Source organism: Leucobacter coleopterorum (genome assembly GCF_011382985.1).
Taxonomy (GTDB): Bacteria; Actinomycetota; Actinomycetes; order Actinomycetales; family Microbacteriaceae; genus Leucobacter; species Leucobacter coleopterorum.
On record NZ_CP049933.1, the window covers coordinates 471,804 to 491,209 of the forward strand.

Here is a 19,406-nt window from a genome sequence, read left to right on the forward strand (position 1 = left end):
GGGCGCAACCGTGTGACCGTATGTGACGGCGGGGCCCCAACATGAAGTTCTGTTACGTCGGAGATATTCAGAAAGTAATGTCACGTATAACAATAGCTTTTGTTGCATCGAACGGTGCCACTGCCCACCAACCGGCGGAACTGCCAACAACGGCCCGCCAGAACTTGAAGGAGACCTCATGAAGAAGCCTCGCATCGCCCTGGTCGGAGCACTAGCTGTAGTCGCCCTCGCGATGACCGGCTGCTCCGCGAGCGCGAGTGGGACGGATTCGGCAGGCGGCAACACGCTGACCTATCTCGAGCCGCAGACCTGGAACACGCTCTACCCACCGGCCGGCGGTTTCTACCCGAACGGTGGTGTGCTCAACCAGGTCACGGACCGGCTGCTCTACCAGGATCCCGAAACGCTCGAACTTGAGCCGTGGATCGCGGCCGAACTGCCAGAGGTCAACGCCGAGGCCACCGAGTACACCTTCAAGCTGCGCGACGGAGTGACCTACTCAGACGGCACACCCCTCGACGCGGAGAACGTCGTAAAGAACCTCGACCTCTTTGGTAAGGGCGACACGAAGCGGGCGCTCTCGGTCTCTGAAGCGATCAACAACTACGATCGCGGCGAAGTGATCGACGAGCTCACGGTCAAGTTCTTCTTCACCGCGCCGTCGCCTGGCTTTGCGCAGGCGGTCTCCACGATCAACTCGGGGCTGCTGTCGAACAAAACTCTCGACCGCACAAGCGAGGAGTTCGGGCCTGGCAACGCAGACAAGATCATCGGCAGCGGTCCGTTTGTGATCGCCGATGAGAAAGTCGGATCGGAGCTGAAGCTCACTACTCGCGGGGATTACGACTGGGCTCCCAAGGCTCGCGACCACCAGGGGGCTGCGCAGATCGATGGCATTGACATTGTGGTGGTCTCGGAAGCGAGCGTGCGTGTTGGCACTGTGGTTTCGGGCCAGGCCGATATCGCGCGGCAGATCCCCGCTCCTGACGAGGCCCAGTTCTTGGCTGACGGCCTTACCCTCGTCGCGGCCTCGACCAACGGTGTGAACAACAGTCTGAGCTTGCGCTTCAATCACCCGCTGCTGAACGATATCAAGGTGCGTCAGGCGATCATCGCGGGTGTTGACCGCGAGAAGATCGTCGACACACTCTTTACAGAGAACTACCCGCTCGCGACCGGCATTCTCGCAAAGACCGCGCTCGGTTACACCGACACCTCGAAGTACTACCAGTACGATCCCGCGAAGGCAGCGAAACTGCTCGACGAGGCCGGCTGGGTTGCCGGATCAGACGGAATCCGCGAGAAGGACGGGCAGAAGCTCAGTATCACCTTCAATGAGGCGCTGCCGCAGCCGCGCTCCAAAGAGGTCGTCACGCTGATCCAAGAGCAGCTGGCAAAGATCGGGGTCGGTGTCGAACTGTTTGCGGGTGACCAGGCCGCACAAGACGAGGCCCGCCTCGACGAAGACAAGATTCAGGTGTATCACTCAATGGTCGGCCGCGCGGACTACGACGTGCTCAAGTCGCAGTTTTACTCGACGAATCGCAATGCACTGCTGAACTTCGACACAAAAACCAAGACCGTGCACGACACAGAGCTCGACAGTCTGCTTGATCAGGTCGCCTCGGTGCCAACGACCGAAGAACGCCAGAAGGCTTCGGCCGCCGCGCAGCAACGCCTCGCCGAACAGGCATATGTGCTGCCCCTCTTCGAAGAACCACAGGTGTTTGGCCTGCGCTCATCGGTGAAGGGCTTCCACACAGAGTCCATCGGCCGGCCTTCCTTCTACGACATCACACTCGGCAAGTAAGTAGACAATAGTGACCAGCACAGCAGTTCTGCGACGCGTGGGCCAGGCCATCCTGGTCCTCGCGCTCGCCTACACCGTAGCCTACGTGCTGCTCGCGGCTCTGCCGGGCGACGCCGTCATGGCCCGCTACGGCAACCCGGATCTCGGCCTAACGCCTGAGCAACTGACCGAGATCCGGGCGTCGTACGGCTTCGATCAACCGCTCATTTTGCGCTACTTCGATTCGATCGGTGCGTTTCTGACCGGCGATCTTGGCTACTCGGTGCAGAGCGGGGCCGCGGTGTCGACACTGCTCGCCGAGGCCCTGCCGGGCACACTCACACTCGCCTCGATCGCGCTCGTGGGGGCCGTGTTTCTCGCTGGGGTAATCGCGTTCACCGCGAGCTACGGCAAGGGTCGATGGCTGCGGCGCGTCTTTCGTAACCTGCCACCACTCTTTGTGTCGCTGCCGGTGTTCTGGATTGGCATCGTGCTCATTCAGATCTTTTCGTTCCAGCTCGGGCTAATCCCCGTGATTGGTGCGAGCGAGGGGCAAGCGCTTGTATTGCCGGCGCTGACCCTCGTGATCCCTATCGCCGCCCCGCTCGCGCAGGTGTTCTTGCGCAGCATTGACGAGGTGCGCGAGCAGCCGTTCGTCACCGTGGTGCGTGCGCGGGGGCCGGCACGTCGTGGTTGCTATGGCGAAACGTCGCTCCCAATGCACTGCTGCCCGCCCTCACCATGGCCGGGTTGCTCTTTGGTGAACTGGTGGGTGGCGCGATTGTCACGGAGACGGTGTTTGGTCGGGTCGGCATCGGCAGCCTCACCGCGCAGGCCGTCGCGAACCGCGATACTCCCGTGTTGCTTGCCGTTGTGGTGATCGCGGCGACCGTGTTTGTCACCATCAACCTCGCCGTCGATCTGCTGTACCCCGTGCTCGACGCGCGGCTTCGGCAGAGTGGGCGCCGGGGTGGCAGGCGTGCACCTGCTCGCGGTTCGGGATCCGGTAGTCCGGGATCAGCGAGCGCTCCGGCACCCCTCGATCGTTCAGAGGTAGAGCTGCCAGTTTCTGCGGGAGGAGTGTCATGACCGTGACTGAGATCGTTGCCGAGACCGCAGAGGGCGCTGTGACCACGCCCGGCGCGGACCCGGACGCCGGACAGAGCACAACCCGCCTGGGCAGGCGCGCCCCGCAGAAAGCCTGGCGCAAGATCCTGACCCCTGGCACCCTGCTGCCGCTGCTCATATTGTTGGTCGCCGTAGCTTGGGCGATTGCCCCGGGTCTCTTCACCTCGGTGAGCCCAACCGAAACTGTCGCCTCTGCGCTGCAGGCACCAAGTGTTGAACACTGGTTCGGCACCGATGCGACCGGTCGCGACCTATTGAGCCGGGTCATTCACGGGGCCAGCCAGTCAATTGGCGCCGCGCTGATTGCGGTCGCCGTCGGGCTCGTGTTCGGCACACTGATCGGCGTGACCGCCGGGGCTCTCGGCAGACACTTTGATGAGGCCCTGATGCGCCTGGTTGACGTGCTGCTGGCGATCCCGACCCTGCTGCTCTCGCTCAGCATCGTGATTCTGCTCGGCTTTGGCACCGCCAACGCGGCGATCGCGGTTGGCGTGACCTCTGTCGCGGTGTTTGCAAGGCTGGCGCGTGCGCAGGTTGTGAGCGTGCGGGCGAGTGAGTACGTCGAGGCCGCGTACGGATCAGGCGGTGGGTTCTTCGGGGTGCTGTGGCGGCACGTGCTGCCGAATTCGCTGACCCCCGTCATCGCGCTCGCGGCGTTGCAATTGGGGTCCGCGATCCTGCAGATTTCTACGCTTGGATTCTTGGGGTACGGAGCCCGCCGCCGACTCCAGAGTGGGGTCTGCTGATTGCCGAGGGTCGCAACTACGTGTCGACCGCGTGGTGGCTGACGGTGTTGCCCGGCCTGGTGGTTGTGGCCGTTGTGATCGCGAGTAACCGGCTGAGCCAGGCCATCAATCGAGGGAGCGGGCGATGAGTCAGACGCTGCTGGGAACCCCAGACGCACACGCAACGCTCGTGGCCGCCGCGCCCCCGACCCCGCTGCTCAGCATTCATGACCTCGTGGTGCAGTACCGCACCGAGCGCGGCCTTGTCGACGCAGTGCGCGGCGTCAGCTTCGACGTCGCTCCTGGCAAGGTGACCGCGGTGGTTGGTGAATCGGGATCGGGCAAAAGCACCGTCGCCCAGTCGGTAATCGGCCTGCTCGCAGCCAATGGACGCATTGCAGGCGGTAGCATCACACTGAACGAGCGGCGCGAGGGGCCGACCGAACTCGTGGGCCTCTCGGAGCGGCGGTGGCGCGGGCTGCGTGGCCGCTGCATCGGGTTAATCCCGCAGGATCCCGGCAACTCCCTCAACCCGGTTGCCACGATCGGGGCGAGTGTGGCCGAGTCGCTGCGCATTCACGGGCAGAAGGATCGGCGGGCCATTCGTGGTCGCGTGCTCGAACTGCTCGACCAGGTAGGGATCGATGATCCCGTGCGGCGCGCAAAGCAGTACCCGCACGAGTTCTCGGGAGGTATGCGCCAGCGGGTGCTCATCGCGACCGCGATTGCGAACGATCCCGAGCTGCTGATCGCCGACGAACCCACGAGTGCGCTCGACGTGACCGTGCAGCGCACGGTGCTCGATCTGCTCGACCGACTGCGGCAGGAGACCGGCACGGGGCTGCTGTTCATTACGCACGATCTCGCTGTTGCCGCCGAGCGCGCCGACAGCGTTGTGGTGATGCGCGGCGGTGCTGTGCAAGAGGCTGGGCCGAGCGAGCGCGTGCTGACGCGGCCTGAATCCGAGTACACGCGCCAGCTGATGGCCGACGCCCCGGCGTTCGGCAACCCCGGGAAACGCGAGCGGATTGTCGTGGTAGACGTTGCGGAGGGGGTGGGATCCGATCCTGAACCCCTAATTTCTGTAGCCGCGCCAGCTTCACCGGTGCTGGAGGTGCGAGAACTGCGACAGGAGTTTCGGGGGCGCGCGGAGCTGCCTCGTTCGTCGCGGTCGATGATGTGTCGTTTACGGTTCCACGTGGAACGACACACGCGTTAGTGGGCGAGTCGGGATCGGGCAAGACCACCACGGGCCGCGCAATCGCGGGCTTTGCTCGACCAACCGCTGGGAGCGTTCGTGTGGGTGAGACCGAGGTGACCGAGCTGCGGGGACGCGGCCTGCGCGAGTTTCGGCGCAGCGTGCAGCTTGTCTACCAGAACCCGTATGGCTCCTTGGATCCGCGGCAGAGCATTGACCAGGTACTTATCGAGCCGCTACGCAACTTCGGTATTGGAACACGTGAGGACCGCGGTGCCAGGGTATCGCGTGCGCTAGAGCTCGTTGCTCTTCCGCCCGAGTTTGCCCATCGCAAACCTCGGGAGCTCTCGGGCGGACAGCGACAGCGTGTGGCGATAGCCCGGGCGCTGATCGTGGAGCCCGAACTGGTAGTGCTCGACGAGGCCGTCTCAGCGCTCGACGTGACGGTGCAAGCGCAGATCCTGCGTTTACTCGCGCGTCTGCAGCAGGAACTCGGACTGAGCTACGTGTTCATCTCGCATGACTTGGCGGTCGTGCGACAGATCGCCGACACCGTTTCTGTGCTGCAGCGCGGACGTCAGATCGAACACGGTCCAACGGAGCAAGTCTTTAGCTCGCCGGAGCACTCCTGCACCCGCCAGTTGCTCGAGGCCATCCCAGGCCGCGGCCCCGGTTGGGTGATCTGATGGCTCCTGACTACCGAACTTCACCCTCTACTGAATGGAACTCCTCATGACCACCACCACCGAAACCCGTATTGAGACCGACATCCTTTCGGCACTGACCGGTATCTCTTCGGGTGACGCGCGCGACCGGGCGCGCGACCGTCGCCCCGAGTCGCGCGAGCACACTCAGGGCAGCTTTGAGGCGCTCTTTATTCCGGTTGATGCCTCGCAGGTATCTCTTGTGGAGCGTGCCGCCGTCGCTCTCTTTGTTGCTAGGCTGCACCGACAGACTGCGGCCGTTGAGTTCTATGGTGCGTTGCTGCGTCACACCGGTGGTGAACGACTCGAAGCCCTGATCGTTGCCGAGGCACGCCATGCCGCGGGTGAGGGCCCCTACGGGGCTTTTCGTGCCGAGAACTCTATCGAGAGCGTGACGGGTCCCGAGTACTCGGTTGACTCGGTCGAGGCTGCCTACGCGCTGGGGGATCGCCTGGCCGCGGCGCTCGAACACGCACACCTTCTGGTGCTGCACCCCCGTGATGCCCAGCGTGCAACTCTGCAGCGCCTGCTCGATGCTGGCTGGAGTACAACCGGCATTGTGACGCTGTCGCAGTTAGTCGCGTTCCTTGCGTTCCAGCTGAGAGTTGCACAGGGGCTCGGTGAACTGCGAGTGGCCGATGGTGGCGAAACTGCCAAAGCGAGCGACCTCACTGAACTCGCTGCCCAAGTGGCCCGCATCGCCGACGAACGACGGCGGGAGGAGGTGTGGGAATCCGCGGCGGCGAATGCGACAGGCCCCGCTCGCGCAGCCGAAACCGCGGAGCAGCTGCCACCCATCCCGAAGGTTGTAGAACCGCCGCGCTTCACCCAGGACGTGCTCGGCTGGAAGCCCTGGCTCGAACCGCTGCCCGTGGCTGAGTTTACCGAGCGCCACTACGAGGCCCTGGTCGAACGTGAGCGGGTCCACATGCCGTATTTTCGCGTGTTGGCGCGTGACCCTGAAGCACTTCTTGAACGCACACTCACCGACCTCGACATCTTCACGAACACCGATGCCGGTTTGCCACGAGCGGATCGGGAGATCGCCGCGGCCGCCGCATCGCGATTCAACGGTTGCGTGTTCTGCGCTTCGGTACACGCCCGGTTCGCGACCGAGCACGGCGCGGATAGCGCGGAGGTGCAACGTCTGCTCGATGAGGGAATTGACACCGAGTTTGCGCCCCGTTGGAATGCGATCATCGGCGCGACCGTGGCGCTGACCGCGACGCCTCCCGTTTCAGCGGGGAGCATATTGCGGCCTTGCGTGGGGCAGGACTCGATGAACTCGAACTACTCGACGTCATTCAAGCTGGCGCCTTCTTCAACTGGGCGAACCGCTTGATGCTCTCCCTGGGGGAACCAACTTTGGTCTGAGTGCCCTCACCAGTCCGTATCTGGGTCACACGGACTGGTGAGCACTGAGCAGGAACGGCGCGGGAATCTGAGCACGACCCAACGCTGCGTCGGCGAGGACGCGTCCGATCGCCGGGGCGAACTTGAAGCCGTGCCCCGAGAATCCCGCACCAACGGTGATCGGCCCCACGGTGTCGAGAACAAAGTCTCCCGAATCGGTGGAGGTGTATGTGCAGCTGACCTCTGAAGCAGTTGCGGGATCGAGGCCAGGGAACCACTCCGAAACATAGTTGCGTAGCTGCGACCGCAGGTGCTCCGATGAACGGAACTCGCGCATATCAGGATCCACCTCGGGACCCACGCAGTGGAACCCGACCTTGATTCCCTCTCCGGGGCTCGGCATGCCGTACACGTCACCGCCGAACTCGGCGAGCAGCTCAGGACCGAGCAAGTGATTAAAGGACGGCCACTCCAGGTCGGTGGATCGGGGCGTAAAATGCGCGGGATGCTCCTCGGTCACGGTGAGTGTGGGCAAATCTATGACTCCGCGCAGCAGCGGTTTCGACCAAGCGCCTGCCGTGACGGTGACGTGGGAGGCGAAGAGGTCTTGGACTGGCCCTTCCACTCCCTTGGCCCCTGAGGGGTGCCTGACAGTTACGTAGGCACCGTCGGCGAGCGGGTCTATCTCAAGCACCAACACCCCCGCTGAATGACCGCCCCCGCGGCTTCTGCCGCGGAGCTGAACGCGTCGAGTGCGCGAGCAGCAAAGATGATGCCGGCCTCACGCCCAATGAGTACGTTTCCCTCAAACTTCATGCCCGCCCACCGTGCCGAAGCTTCGTCGGCGCACACAACCGAAATGTCGGCACCGCGAGCCTGTAGCGCATCGTGGGCGGCGGCGATTCGTTCGGGATCGCCGTGCGATACCAGCCCGTGAAGTCCAAGGAGCGGGGTGCCGGATCCTGCCTCAAGCTCACGCCACAGCGCCGAGGCCTCGTCGAAGAGATCGAGATAGTGGTCCTCGCGGTAGGCGTTGTTGAGGTTGCGGGTAGAGCCGTGCGAAGCACCACGGGTGTGATGCGTCTCGAACCGTTCAAGAAGCAGCACGCGCTTGCCTCGGCTGGCGAGTTGCCAGGTGGTGGCGAGGCCCATGATGCCCCGCCGACAACGATGTGGTCGTACTGCTTGGTCAAGACGCTCTCCTTGTGGATTGTTCCAGATGCACCCGTAGTACCGATGGTAGAAGAGTTAGCGTGAGAGCGCTCCCAACTAAACCAGGCAGTCGCTAACTTTCGAGAAGCTCAGGCAGGAGCCTGAAGGTGAGGGTGCGCGTTGCCGTGAGGTCTGTTTCGAAGGCGAAGGCGTAGGTGTCCGCCCGCTTCACATAGATACGCTGCACGCCATCGCCCATCTGAAAGTCTGAAATCTCAGCGCCGTTTCGTGAGGTTCGTATGTGGCATTCGCCATGTCCTTCCGCTGATTGCTCGAAGTAAGCGTTCTCTTGGCTGTCGCTCGCGGGAACAAACTTCACACCGCAGGAGCCATCACTCACTTTCTCGGTGAACACCTGAATCGGCTTTTCCGGGGAACCCTCGCGGAGAGCCTTCTCAACCGGGAAATCGAGTACCAGCGGCTTCTGACCAGGGTGTTTTGTTTCCGTAGAGCTCAGCTCTGCCGGCACGCGTCCGGTGTCAGAGGCGGCTATCTGCACGACTGTCACTGCAATGATTGATACCGCAACGACCGCTGCGATGGTCAGTATCGACTTTTTTGCGATCAGGGCTGTGCTTTGGGCGAGGCCGCTGCTGAGAGGCGCTGCGCTTGCGGGCTCAGCTGAATTCAGTGCCAGGCCACCAGCCGCAGTCCCTCCGAGGGCAGTCCCGATCAGTGCAAGCGACATGGCACGACCGAACCGATTGGTCACCTCGTGAGCCTCTACCAGGACACCCTTGCAGGCACGGCAATGCTCTAGGTGTTGCTCAAGATCGGGGTGGAGTTTCAGGGGCTTTTCAGTTCGTGACGAATGATGTTTCACGAGTTGTTGGCGTAACCGTGTGCACGATCGGGAAGAATCAGACCGCAAGACAGCTTTAAGATACTCGGCCCGAAACCCTCTGCGGGCTCGGTGGGAGAGAACTCCGACTGCGTTCTCGGCGATCCCGAGCACCTTGGCGGTTTCGCGCTGCGAGTAGCCTTCAACCTCGCGATACCAGATGACAAGCTGCCAGCGCTCAGGGAGTTGCAGAAACGCAGTCGTGACTGTGTCGTCAAGTGTTCTCTCGTTCGGCATCGAAGTCTGGAGATCGATCTGTTCCTGGATTTCATGAGGCTCCAAGGTGATCGCGTCGTACCGAGAGGAGTGGGTGATCGCGACTGATCGAACTGTGGTGAGCAGGTAGCGCCACATCGAGACGGTCGGACCCTTGCCAGAATCGATGGCTCTGATGACCTGAAAGAATGCCTCCGATGCGAAGTCTTCCGCATCCGCTGGGTTCTGCACCAGTCGGTAGGCGCGAGCAACTAGAGCCCGAAAATACCGCTCATGAAGCTTTGCGAGTGCTGACTTATCGCCAGCGCGGTAGTCGCGCAGCAAATCGGCATCACCCACCATGGTGGGTGCCGAAGGCTCGGCACCCACTCGAAGGTCAGACGTTTTAGTCTGCACTTGTAAGTCATCCCCATGACTACTTTTCTCCTAGTTTTTTCTTCGTTCGCGAGTCCGCAATCGAGCGGTCAGTAGAATTCCTGCTCCAACGAGCAGGGTTAATACCGTCAGAACAATGACTCCGCGCAGGTCGTTACCCGTCATTGCCAGTGCCGTTCCCGGTCCATCCGAAGCGGCGTTGTTTGGTTTCTTTCCCGACTTGTCGGTGATTGGATTTTCGCCCGGCCTATCTTCGGGTTTATTTGGCGTTGTAGCTTTTACAAGACCGAACTCATTATTGGCCGAGTCACCGGGGCGAGCTGTACCTCCCAGTTGCTGCCTCCCGTTGTGAGACGGTAAGACTTCGGAGCCTTGAACGAGACCTTGTAGTCACTCGCGGGCAGCTTGAGGAACGCGAATGCTCCGTCGGCCTCTGTAACAACCTTTTCTAGAGGTTTACCGCCGGGGCCCGCCAATGTGATCTCAAGATCACCGAACGGCTTCTCGCCCGCATCTCGGATACCGTTCTCGTTGAGGTCATTGAAGATGAGCCCTGTGATTGAAGCAGGAATCACCGGAACACCAGTGAGTTCGGCCCGGTTGTTTGCCAGGTTTTGCTCCGTATCGGACGGTGTGGATCCCTCAGCGCTGAAAACGAGGGTCTCTGTCGAGGTGACCGTGCCAGAAACGGTGATCTCCACGGCATCGCCCGGGGCGAAAGCCTCGGGGCCCACTGCAGTCCACGTGCCATCATCGTTTTTGGTCACCGTCCAGCCCTTGGGAGCTGAGACGGTGGGTGAAGAAACAGATTCCGGAACGGTGAAAATGATTCGCGGGCTCGTGATGTTGTTGTCTTTACCGGCATTCGAGATGCTGAATACCGCGCTGACCTCTTGCCCAACGGTGCCGACTGTAACCGAGACCCCCTCGACCTGAAGGTCTACCTCTTTGACCAGGCCAAACTCGTGAGTAGCGGTTTCTCCGGGTGCCACTGTCACGGACCATTTCGAGCCACCCGGTGTTGAGATGGTTGACCCGTCTGGTTGATCAAGTTCGACGGTGTAGTCGCCTCCGGGCAGGTTCGGGAATATGAAGGAGCCATCAGAACCGACGACAACCGAGGCCACGACTTCGCCCTTGCTGTCTCGCAACGTCACGGTCACCCTTCAACCGCGCGCTCGGTGTCTTGCCAGACACCGTCCGCGTTGAAATCGCTGAAAACTGACCCTGAGATGGTTGCAGGTTCTGGCGGCGTTGTGCTGAGCGTTGCCTCGTTGTTGTCGAGTTTTGGCTCGAAATCGTTGCTGGCAGTTCCAGTGGCCGTGAACGTGAGTTCTTCAATCACCTTCACAGTTCCAGTAATGTCGAACTCAACCTTCTCGCCCCCGGCGAAGGTATTTGGTCCCGTTGCGGTCCAGGTGCCATCACTATTGTCGACGAGAGTCCAGCCACTGGGCGCGATCACCTTGACATCGCTTAAGGAACTGGGAACGGTGAAGACAACTACGGGCTCATGAATATCGGAGCTGAGCTCGTTTGAGACCTCGAAGGTTGCGCTTGCCTGCTGGCCGATTGTTCCTGAACTTGCCTTCAGGCCTTTGACCTGCAAGTCGACTTGATCGACAAAACCGGCATGAATGTTGCGAACGTCAGTTCCCAGGGGAACTGAAACTGCTGCGGTGGCGGAGTCATCAATCAGAGACCAAACGCTCGAATCGGTGCCTACCTGCTTCTGAGTTGGCATTTTGTGCGACACCGTCTCAAAGTGAACGGTGTACTCACCGGCGAGGATCCACTCAAAGGTGTACTCACCCTTGTCGTTGGTGACAGTGCGCGCCACCTCATTGTCGGCGGCATCCTTCAGCACGGCGGTAACGCCGTCTAGACGGTTCTCATCGTCGGCCATTACGCCGTCATGATCGGCATCTTGCCATGCAACACCGCTCACCGAGGAGGAAACGATGTTGGCCACTGTGACGTTCGAGAGCAGATTTGTGGTGAAACCTCCCGCCCGCCCGCCGGCTGTGTTTGCAAGTACGTCACCTGCTTTGCCCTTGGGCAGTGCGGCAACGATGCGCATCGTAGTAGAGGTGCCCGGTCCCATCTCGCCGCCTACGAATCGCAGGCCAGTAACCTCAGCCATGTTTGACGGGCAGCCGGGGGACTTCGCAAACTCGGTCGCCTCGCACCACACGATGCTCGCCGACATGGCCTCGGGATCGAGGTCGGTTTTCAGATCGATCTTCGACTGATCGTAGGAGGTGTAGAGGATCCGGGTTTGCTGGGCCCCGGCCTCTTGCGACACGCTCGTGAGGTCGAGCTCTCCATTGAATGAAGATTCGGGGGTGCGTCCGTCGCCATCGAAAGGTAACCAGTCGATGAAGTCGGTGGAGGGAACTTCTTTCGTTGACAGGTTGGTGATGCGAACGTCGAAGCTGACGGCTTCACCGGGCTGAACAACGGGAGGCGCTGACCGCTTCGCAACAGCGAAGAGTGCAGAGTTGGTGATCGTTGCTGTGGCTTTGCTCCTTGCCGGCAAAGCGCCGTCCGCGGTTGCGAGCACGTTGTTTTCGACCTGTGTTCCCTGGAACACATCGGGGCTTGTTGTTGTCTCGTACTCGAGTTGACGCGATTCGCCTAACTTCATTTCACCCAGGTTCCAGTGCAGCGTTGTTTTTCCTGCGGAGTCCACACCAATTACAGGGTCGCTAGCTGGCTTACCGTTGATCCTGGAAGAACCTGGATGGTAGGTCAGTTCATCCGGTAGCGTGTCGGTAATCTGCGTGTTGCGAACCGTAACGCTTGGCCCGGTGTTGACCGTGGACACGTTGATCTTCCAGGCAATTTTTTCCTGCGCCTCGTACTGAGTTTTTGCAGTGTTCGACAGCGTTTTGGCGACCCTGAGTGGAATCTCGGTGATCAGAAGTGTTGCTTCTGAGCGGCTCTTGGGTCGTAGCACATCGTCTTCCCAGACTCCCTGGCGGTTGGTCGCTTCAATCCGAACCTGGTCAACGACGGGTCCGTCCAGATTGCTGACCGGTGCGTCGGGGCGTACCTGCAGAGCGACGTCGAGCCCGAGGCCCAACCAACCGGTTGCGAGAAACTCGGGGGTTGGTCCCTCAACTACGGCCCGAATCTTGGTGATCGCACCGGGGCCGCCCTCAGGAGCATTGATGCTGTCGTACCACTTGGTCGAATCATTGTCTCCACAGGTGAATTCGGACTGAGGGCTTGCTGCGCTCCAGCCAGTACCGTCCCCCGTGTCGACTCCCCCATTGCCACCAACGCCGTACTGAATCTTCACGTAGTTTGAGAGCTCCTGAAGCACTTGCTCGGGCTTATGCTCGCTGCTGGTCACTACGCTCACTGCAGCCGCGCGGTCCTGATCCTTCGCCGAGAAGGGAGTTACTGTTGTGTAGCGGTTATCGATCGCCTGGCATAACACAAGCCTGTTGTCGACCTTGCCGAGGGGAATGTAAAGGGCGACGGCACCCCTGCCCACATATTTCGTTCCGGGTAGTGCTTCAGGCAGTGCCTGGGTGAACTGTTTGTCGGAGTAGAAAGGCTTTGCGGTCAAGTCGCCCGTGGTCTCGGGATTCTGACGGAAGTTGAGCAGACGGTCCGTCTTTGCCGGTACGGAGAAGGTGCCTGCTGTAGGCCTCACCAGATCGACCGAGGCGAGGTTCTGCGTGTTGGCGCAGTACAACGGCCCTGCGAGGGTGTTGCACATCGTGGCCTTCATTTGTGTTGCTGTGTTGCCCTGGCCCGGATCCCACTCAGAACTGCGCTCAACTGCCGTGGCTGAGAGGTTACTCACCTCGGCGGTGACGGTTGCCTTGTCGTTGGTGAATAGAGTGTAGGGCACGTGGATCCGGACTCCGGCCGCTGCAATGTACTGCAGAGCGGCGTTGTTCTTGGACGTATCGGCGTTTACTCTTTTGAGTTCGGTTCCCCCAGCTGTGTGAGTTGGAAAGAAATCGGGGTGGTCGCTGTTCCGGTGAGCGTCATGTGCAGGATGGACGGATCAGTTTCGTCACGAGTGTAGCTGCAAGTGCCCGACTCCTGGACTGCATTGACCTTGGTGCCATTCCCACCTCGCTGCCCCGGTGTGGTCGCCATGCCACGGGAGCTGTCGCAGAGGCCAATGATTGTTGTTTCGGGTGACGCAAGCTGTGGAATGCGGACGTCGAAGGTGATTGGACCCTCAACGGACGACGATGCCCGGCCCACATACTTCACGTCAATCGGAAAGTAAACAGAGTAGCCCTCGCGTGTCACCCCGTTTTCCACGATAATTTCGCTTCGCATGTCCCAGGTTCCCACGGGGCGTGAACGGCGACGTCGAGCAGCGAAGGCAGAGCGGTCACCAGCGTCTCTGGGCCTCAAGCTTGGTTTCGGCGGCGATGTCGTCAGCCGTAACCCGAGCGGTGGGAGCGATGTTTGTGCCCTCGGTTACCGTACCGAGAACGCTCAAAACCGGCGTGAAACCATAGGTGCTGCCGCTTTCTCGGTGACCGAGGTCACAGCTCAGCACTGAGGGTTCGGTTCGGCCGTCTCCTGTGAGCGATGAACGGTAGTCTTCACTTGTCAGACAACCGCTTGGAAGCTCCTGCCAGCGGAATCCCAGAGGGAGTGGATCAAACGTAACCGTCAGGTGCTGATACTTGGTTTGAGTACCCTGGCTCCCGGGATTGTTTATCCCTGCCTCGACACTGTAGCCAATGCTGTCTTGAACTCGAACCCTGTCGTTCTCAGGACCCGAGTCTTGCCCGCGGGAGTCGTCGCTGTCGAACGGAGTTGTGCCGGAGTAGACCCGAAGGATGCTACCGGCTGTGGTTTCTGTGGCCTGTGCTGCTGTTGAGGGCGTTACGAAAGCCCCAGTAGCAGCGCAAGTACGGTCGAGAACGCAACGCGCACAGCAAAGTTTCTCTTTGCTCCACCACGCTGGAACAGTCCTCGTTTTTCAGACGCGGACATTCTTCCATCAGAAAACATCAATTACTCCCCATTCGGCGCACCAGTTTGCGCCTTCACGATTTGACCTGTTTGCGACAGACCTAGGGTCTGGTCCCAACTGTCCGCATCCAAAGCGCAGACCCGATAAAGACAGATTGGGATTTGTGTCGTTTCGTTACGCAAGACGAACACATGCAGAAAACTCTCAGATTTTCAGGTGTGTCTTAATGGCCAATTCCCCAAGAGTGGAAGAAGTGAGCTTGCAGCGCAGTCTCTCCAGTACAAGAATAACCCGTCGTTTCCGCTAAACCACTGTGTATATGGCGTGAGGCCTCACAGCTTTGATGTGTGTCTGCGGTAAGCACTCGGAGTCATGCCGGTCACCGCTTTAAAGTCGGTTGAGAAATGAGCGTGGTCGCTGTAACTGAGTTCGTTTGCGAGATCAGCGAGTGAGCAGGCCGGGTTTTTTCTCAGGAGTGCTGCCGCTTCTTGCAATCGCCGCCTACGAATCATGCTGTGCAGTGAGAGCCCAAAGAACCGACTGGCTAGCCGCTGGAGGCTACGCGCTGACATGGGCAGTCGATTTGGAATCTGGTCCGCGCGGGTAATGGTGGGGTCAGCAAGAATCTCTGCAAGCTCGTTGGCGAGCAGCTGTTCTGATCCGGGTGTTGACATGGGTATCCGTTCGCCGATCCAGCCTGAGAAGGTCTCGACTGCGCGACGTCGCGCCACCTGAGGATGCGAGTTGGGCGTATCCATGAGGAGCGAGATGTCTGTGTGAAGTGCCGCCTCTTCTAGGCGGCGACTGCCGTCGCGCAGTCCCTCTGGTTCGGGTACGAGTGAGGGAACCGCATAGGGCAGCAGGAGAGCACCGACAACCCAGCCGCTTCCACGTAGGATCCTCTCCGAGGCACGGGTTGGCGGACCAACGGCCGCTACTCCCTGAGGCTCCACGACAATATTGCACGCCGGGAACGGAAGTAGTTCCTGTCTTGATTCCAACCCCGGTGAGAGTTCCCACCGAGCGATCCAAAACCAACGTACCGCGTGTGTGAGCTTGGGTGGAGGCTGTAGACGATGAAACTCTGGCAAACGATCGGGGAACAGGATCCCGCGTTGATCCTGCTCCACTCTGCCTCCACCGAGTCGACCAATACGCAATGGGATTGGCGTAAATCTGCAAGCGATTCTTTCTGGCCGATCTTACGCTGAAGCCATGAATAATGCATACGAGTTTCGCGCAGCGAATGGCGCGCACACAAACAACGGCTTGCCGCACGGATTTACAACTCTGACCCCGTTCTTAGCGATCTCAAACGCGCGGAGCGCGATTGAGTTTTACCGTGAGGTATTCGGCGCAAGGGTTGTCGACATCACGGAGTTTGGTGGCATTGTTGTGCACGCCGAACTTGATCTTGGAAACGGGCGGCTGCAACTGGGCGAACCGATGCCCGACTATCATCTTGTTGCTCCGCCCGAGGGTGACAGTGACTGCTACTCAATGGGCCTGTATTGCCCCGACGTTGATGATCTCGTCAAACGTGCTGTCTTTGCTGGTGCAACGGTGCGAGAGCCGGTTGTGAACTTCGTGTCGGGTGACCGATTTGCGAGTATTCGCGATCCATTCGGGGTGCGTTGGTCGATCATGACGCGTGTTGAGGATCTATCTGAGGAGCAGAGCGCCCAGCGTGTGCGCGACTGGGCGGCGCAGCAGTCACAGTAGTCGCTATTCCGTCTGCTTGAGTTCAGCCTCCAGAGAGTGCAGGTGCAGGCGCTCGCCGAGTGAATTGAAGATGCTGATAACCTCTGCTGGGCGGGTGCCCTCTGCACTCAGGCCGTGGGGAATCCTCGTTTCGAACTCAGCGGCCTCTCCGCGGGTGAGCACGTGTTCCTGGTCGCCGAGGCGCAGGCGCAGGCGGCCGGAGAGCACGTAGAGCCACTCGTGGCCCTCGTGAGTTTTGAGTTCGCTCGGCATCGGGGCGTCGGGGTGGTAGCTGATTTTGAAAGCGCGCACCTCTGATTCCTCACGCGTCAGCGGAGCGATCGTCATGCCTTTTCGTTGCATGGCCGGGCGGCGCACGCGAGGATCCTGATCCTCGACCGTAAGAAGATCATCTATGCGTACGCCGAGTTGCCTGGTAATGGGGAGCAGGAGTTCGAGGCTGGCTTGGCGTTTGCCTGACTCGAGGCGGGAGAGCGTGCTGACCGACACCTTTGCGCGACCCGCGAGGTCCTCGAGTGTCCAGCCGCGATCCAGGCGCGTTGCTCGAAGTCGGGGCCGAGCTGATCCAGACCATCCACTGCATCCTCCTTGCCAAAACTGCAAATCTAATTGCAAGTATCGCACGGCCTGGTCATTCTGGGGGTATGACTCAAAACATCTGGGATGCAGTGATTGTTGGCGGCGGGCCCGCGGGGCTCAGCGCGGCGCAGACACTTGGACGTTCGCTGCGGCGCGTACTGGTTGTCGACGAGGGTAATCCTCGCAACCGCTTTGCCTCGCACATGCACAACATACTCGGGTTCGATGGGGTGCCACCAACTGAGCTCGCTCAGCGCGGTCGTGCTGAAGTGGAGAAATACGGCGTTGAGTTTCGCGACGACGGGGTGCGGTGGGTCACTGACGCTCAGGAGCACCTTCGCGTCGAACTCGGTGACGGCTACGTTGCGACCCGCGCGCTGATCGTGGCCACCGGTGTGACGGACGAACTCCCCGCGATCCCGGGCCTCGCCGAGCACTGGGGATCAACGGTGCTGCACTGCCCCTACTGCCATGGTTGGGAGGTGCGTGGGCAACGCCTCGCGGTGATCCCGAATCCCGACTTCGGCGTGCACCAGGCCAAGCTTGTGCGGCAGCTGAGTGAGCAGGTTGTGCTCTTCACTGACGTTCTGAGCGGGCTCGACGAGGCAACGACCCGTGCCCTGAAGCGCCGCGGAATTGAGCTTGAGGCTGAACCCATAGCGGAGATTGTGGGTGAAGCCGGGCAAGTGAGCATGGTGCGCACCGCGAGCGGCCGCGAGATCGCAGTGGATGCGATCTTCACGGCGGGAATGCTGAAGCCCCACGACGGTTTTCTCAAGGAACTCGAGCTTGAGCGCGCAGACAGTCCACTGGGCAGCTTCATCGCGGTTGACCAGACAGGTCGCACGAGCCACCCGCGGGTGTGGGCGGCGGGCAATGTGGTGACACCGACAGCGACGGTGCCACTGGCAACCGGCGCGGGTATGCTCACAGGTGCCGCCGTCAACGGAGTGCTTGTTGAAGAGGACTTTGAGCGCGCAGCGCACGGTCACTCGCACGGCTTGTCAGAGAACACCGCAAGCCCAGCCGAGTTCTGGGAGGAACTCTATAGCGGTGACGGTCCCAGATGGTCTGGCCGGGTCAACCAGGCAATTGCCGAGCTCGTGAGCGATTGGCAGCCTGGTCGGTCGTTGGATCTGGGGTGTGGCGAGGGCGGCGACGTGATGTGGCTCGCAGAACGCGGCTGGCAGGCGAGCGGCATCGACCTGTCACAAACCGCGATTGCTCGTGCTCGCGAGGCGGCTGAAGATCGGGGATTGGATCGCGCCAGCTTTGAAGTCGCAGACCTTGCCGATTGGATCGGTGCGCCCCCCGAAAACACCGAGCAGTACGACCTGATCACCGCGAGCTTTCTGCAGTCACCGGTCGAGCTGCCGCGCGCAGACGTGCTGTGCGCGGCCGTGGCGAGACTCGCCGAGGGTGGTCGCCTGGTGATTGTGGCTCATGCCGCCGCGCCCTCGTTCGCACCGGATCACCACTCCCACGCCGAGTTTCCCACCCCGGAGAATGAGGTTGCGATGCTGGGACTGGATCCCGAAGCCTACGCGATTGACGTGGCAGAGGTGCGAACCCGCGTGGGAACAGCACCGGACGGGCAGTCCGCTGAGTTCGAGGATTCTGTCGTTGTGGTGCGGCGGGTGAGCGCCGTTTCGTGAGTGCGTTGGCCCGAACCAGGAGCTTGTTTGTTTTTGTGAGAAGAATTTTTTGTAAATCTCGTCATCACATCTCGGAGAGCTCCCTCTTCATCTAAGTGGGGAGTTTTCTATATCAGAGTTCCCTTGTGTTTCATCGCGGCTGTCGGCACCCCTCAGCTCGTGACAGCCCTACTTTGACGAAAGGAATTGACATGCTCTCTCGCTCTGAGCATTCAGAGTCGAATTGGAAGAGACTGCTTTTCGCAGTGGCCGCTCTCTCTGCTTCTGGCTTCATTCACTGCGACTCCGGCTCATGCTGCAGGCGGCACACTTCTTCTTGATGAGACATTCTCCGGTGCTGTCGTTCCAGATCCCTCGCGATTGGTCTCAATTCTGCTTGCCTCACTGGTGCATCGCTTGGCACAACTCCCCGGTCGGGGCATCAAACCTGAGCGACTGTGAGGGACACACGGATGGCTCACCGACCCCAGGGGTGCAACCGGGATGGTTGCAGTTAACTGACTATGGAAGAGGGCAATCCGGGGAATGGTGTTTAATCGCGCTCTGCCCTCCAGTGCTGGATTGCGGATCGAGTTTGATCAGGTGCAATATGGCGATTCGCCGACTTTGCGGGGTGCCGATGGCATCGGGTTCTTTCTCTCTGACGGATCAAATGTGCTTACGAAAACTGGCGCTTTCGGTGGTTCGCTTGGGTACGCACAAGACGATAACAACCCTGGCGTCGTGGGTGGTTATCTCGGGGTTGGCCTAGACGGGTTCGGCAACTTCATCAACAACACCCAGAATAAGGGCGCAGGCTGCGAGACCCCTTCTCCCTACACTGGCATCGTGCCAAATTCTGTGACGCTTCGAGGACCCGGAAACGGATTCGAAGGGTACTGCTTCCTTGCGTCTACTGCTACCCCGCCTCCGGTGGCAACTACAACGCTACCGGGCTCCCTTCGGGTTCAGG

At 60.6% G+C, this 19,406-nt stretch carries 13 protein-coding genes and 3 pseudogenes; 8 read left to right on the forward strand and 8 right to left on the reverse strand.

Translation table 11 applies throughout. The annotated features are described in order from the left end of the window. Nucleotides 1-178: 178 nt before the first annotated feature. The 5 genes and pseudogenes from G7066_RS02270 to G7066_RS02290 all read left to right on the forward strand — a co-directional run bounded on the left by G7066_RS02270 (nucleotide 179) and on the right by G7066_RS02290 (nucleotide 6,886). On the forward strand, nucleotides 179-1,810 hold the full coding sequence (locus tag G7066_RS02270; protein ID WP_166328720.1) for a TIGR04028 family ABC transporter substrate-binding protein: 1,632 nt from the start codon (nucleotides 179-181) through the stop codon (nucleotides 1,808-1,810). A gap of 10 nt (nucleotides 1,811-1,820) precedes the next feature. Further along, nucleotides 1,821-2,878 (forward strand): annotated as a pseudogene (locus G7066_RS02275) (ABC transporter permease). After that, a pseudogene (locus G7066_RS02280) lies at nucleotides 2,875-3,791 on the forward strand (ABC transporter permease). Before G7066_RS02275 ends, G7066_RS02280 begins: the two co-directional pseudogenes overlap by 4 nt. Further along, nucleotides 3,788-5,526 (forward strand): annotated as a pseudogene (locus G7066_RS02285) (dipeptide ABC transporter ATP-binding protein). Before G7066_RS02280 ends, G7066_RS02285 begins: the two co-directional pseudogenes overlap by 4 nt. Before the next feature lie 46 nt (nucleotides 5,527-5,572). After that, a complete protein-coding gene (locus G7066_RS02290) occupies nucleotides 5,573-6,886 on the forward strand; it encodes a CMD domain protein (protein WP_244303203.1) in 1,314 nt (437 codons plus the stop codon). 57 nt (nucleotides 6,887-6,943) lie between these two features. Here the strand turns inward: G7066_RS02290 and G7066_RS16785 are convergent, their stop codons facing one another. The 6 genes from G7066_RS16785 to G7066_RS02315 all read right to left on the reverse strand — a co-directional run bounded on the left by G7066_RS16785 (nucleotide 6,944) and on the right by G7066_RS02315 (nucleotide 13,849). After that, nucleotides 6,944-7,591, reverse strand: coding sequence for an FAD-dependent oxidoreductase (locus tag G7066_RS16785; RefSeq protein WP_280116191.1), 648 nt, complete (start codon nucleotides 7,589-7,591; stop codon nucleotides 6,944-6,946). Further along, nucleotides 7,579-8,049, reverse strand: a complete 471-nt coding sequence (locus G7066_RS16790; protein WP_280116192.1) for an FAD-dependent oxidoreductase — start codon at nucleotides 8,047-8,049, stop codon at nucleotides 7,579-7,581. Before G7066_RS16790 ends, G7066_RS16785 begins: the two co-directional genes overlap by 13 nt. A gap of 133 nt (nucleotides 8,050-8,182) precedes the next feature. Beyond that, nucleotides 8,183-9,562, reverse strand: coding sequence for an RNA polymerase sigma factor (locus tag G7066_RS02300; RefSeq protein WP_166328722.1), 1,380 nt, complete (start codon nucleotides 9,560-9,562; stop codon nucleotides 8,183-8,185). Between the two features lie 257 nt (nucleotides 9,563-9,819). Beyond that, nucleotides 9,820-10,704: an SdrD B-like domain-containing protein gene (locus G7066_RS02305; protein WP_166328724.1), complete on the reverse strand. Its 885-nt coding sequence runs from the start codon at nucleotides 10,702-10,704 to the stop codon at nucleotides 9,820-9,822. After that, a complete protein-coding gene (locus tag G7066_RS02310; RefSeq protein ID WP_166328726.1) occupies nucleotides 10,701-13,406 on the reverse strand; it encodes an SdrD B-like domain-containing protein in 2,706 nt (901 codons plus the stop codon). Before G7066_RS02310 ends, G7066_RS02305 begins: the two co-directional genes overlap by 4 nt. Nucleotides 13,407-13,471: 65 nt before the next feature. Continuing rightward, the gene (locus G7066_RS02315; RefSeq protein WP_166328728.1) at nucleotides 13,472-13,849 is read right to left on the reverse strand and encodes a hypothetical protein; all 378 of its coding nucleotides are present in this window, start codon (nucleotides 13,847-13,849) and stop codon (nucleotides 13,472-13,474) included. Here G7066_RS02315 and G7066_RS02320 point away from each other — a divergent pair. Further along, the gene (locus G7066_RS02320) at nucleotides 13,848-14,078 is read left to right on the forward strand and encodes a hypothetical protein (RefSeq protein WP_166328730.1); all 231 of its coding nucleotides are present in this window, start codon (nucleotides 13,848-13,850) and stop codon (nucleotides 14,076-14,078) included. The two genes, G7066_RS02315 and G7066_RS02320, sit on opposite strands and share 2 nt — an antisense overlap. Nucleotides 14,079-14,830: 752 nt before the next feature. On the opposite strand, the gene G7066_RS02325 is transcribed toward G7066_RS02320, so the two are convergent. Continuing rightward, nucleotides 14,831-15,628, reverse strand: coding sequence for an AraC family transcriptional regulator (locus tag G7066_RS02325; RefSeq protein ID WP_166328732.1), 798 nt, complete (start codon nucleotides 15,626-15,628; stop codon nucleotides 14,831-14,833). Between the two features lie 85 nt (nucleotides 15,629-15,713). Here G7066_RS02325 and G7066_RS02330 point away from each other — a divergent pair, with 85 nt between their 5' ends. Next, nucleotides 15,714-16,220 (forward strand): VOC family protein, encoded by a 507-nt coding sequence (locus G7066_RS02330; RefSeq protein WP_166328734.1) that lies wholly within the window; start codon nucleotides 15,714-15,716, stop codon nucleotides 16,218-16,220. Between the two features lie 3 nt (nucleotides 16,221-16,223). On the opposite strand, the gene G7066_RS02335 is transcribed toward G7066_RS02330, so the two are convergent. Next, nucleotides 16,224-16,823 (reverse strand): helix-turn-helix domain-containing protein, encoded by a 600-nt coding sequence (locus tag G7066_RS02335; RefSeq protein ID WP_166328736.1) that lies wholly within the window; start codon nucleotides 16,821-16,823, stop codon nucleotides 16,224-16,226. Nucleotides 16,824-16,864: 41 nt separating this feature from the next. Between G7066_RS02335 and G7066_RS02340 the strand changes: the two genes are divergently transcribed. Then, on the forward strand, nucleotides 16,865-18,454 hold the full coding sequence (locus G7066_RS02340) for a bifunctional NAD(P)/FAD-dependent oxidoreductase/class I SAM-dependent methyltransferase (protein WP_166328738.1): 1,590 nt from the start codon (nucleotides 16,865-16,867) through the stop codon (nucleotides 18,452-18,454). Nucleotides 18,455-19,406 lie beyond the last annotated feature (952 nt).

Coding starts and splice junctions, on each gene's coding strand:
- G7066_RS02270 (WP_166328720.1), top strand. CDS start 179: ATGAAGAAGCCTCGCATCGCCCTGGTCGGAGCACTAGCTGTAGTCGCC.
- G7066_RS02290 (WP_244303203.1), top strand. CDS start 5,573: ATGACCACCACCACCGAAACCCGTATTGAGACCGACATCCTTTCGGCA.
- G7066_RS16790 (WP_280116192.1), bottom strand. CDS start 8,049: ATGGGCCTCGCCACCACCTGGCAACTCGCCAGCCGAGGCAAGCGCGTG.
- G7066_RS02320 (WP_166328730.1), top strand. CDS start 13,848: ATGTCCCAGGTTCCCACGGGGCGTGAACGGCGACGTCGAGCAGCGAAG.
- G7066_RS02315 (WP_166328728.1), bottom strand. CDS start 13,849: ATGCGAAGCGAAATTATCGTGGAAAACGGGGTGACACGCGAGGGCTAC.
- G7066_RS02330 (WP_166328734.1), top strand. CDS start 15,714: ATGAATAATGCATACGAGTTTCGCGCAGCGAATGGCGCGCACACAAAC.
- G7066_RS02340 (WP_166328738.1), top strand. CDS start 16,865: ATGACTCAAAACATCTGGGATGCAGTGATTGTTGGCGGCGGGCCCGCG.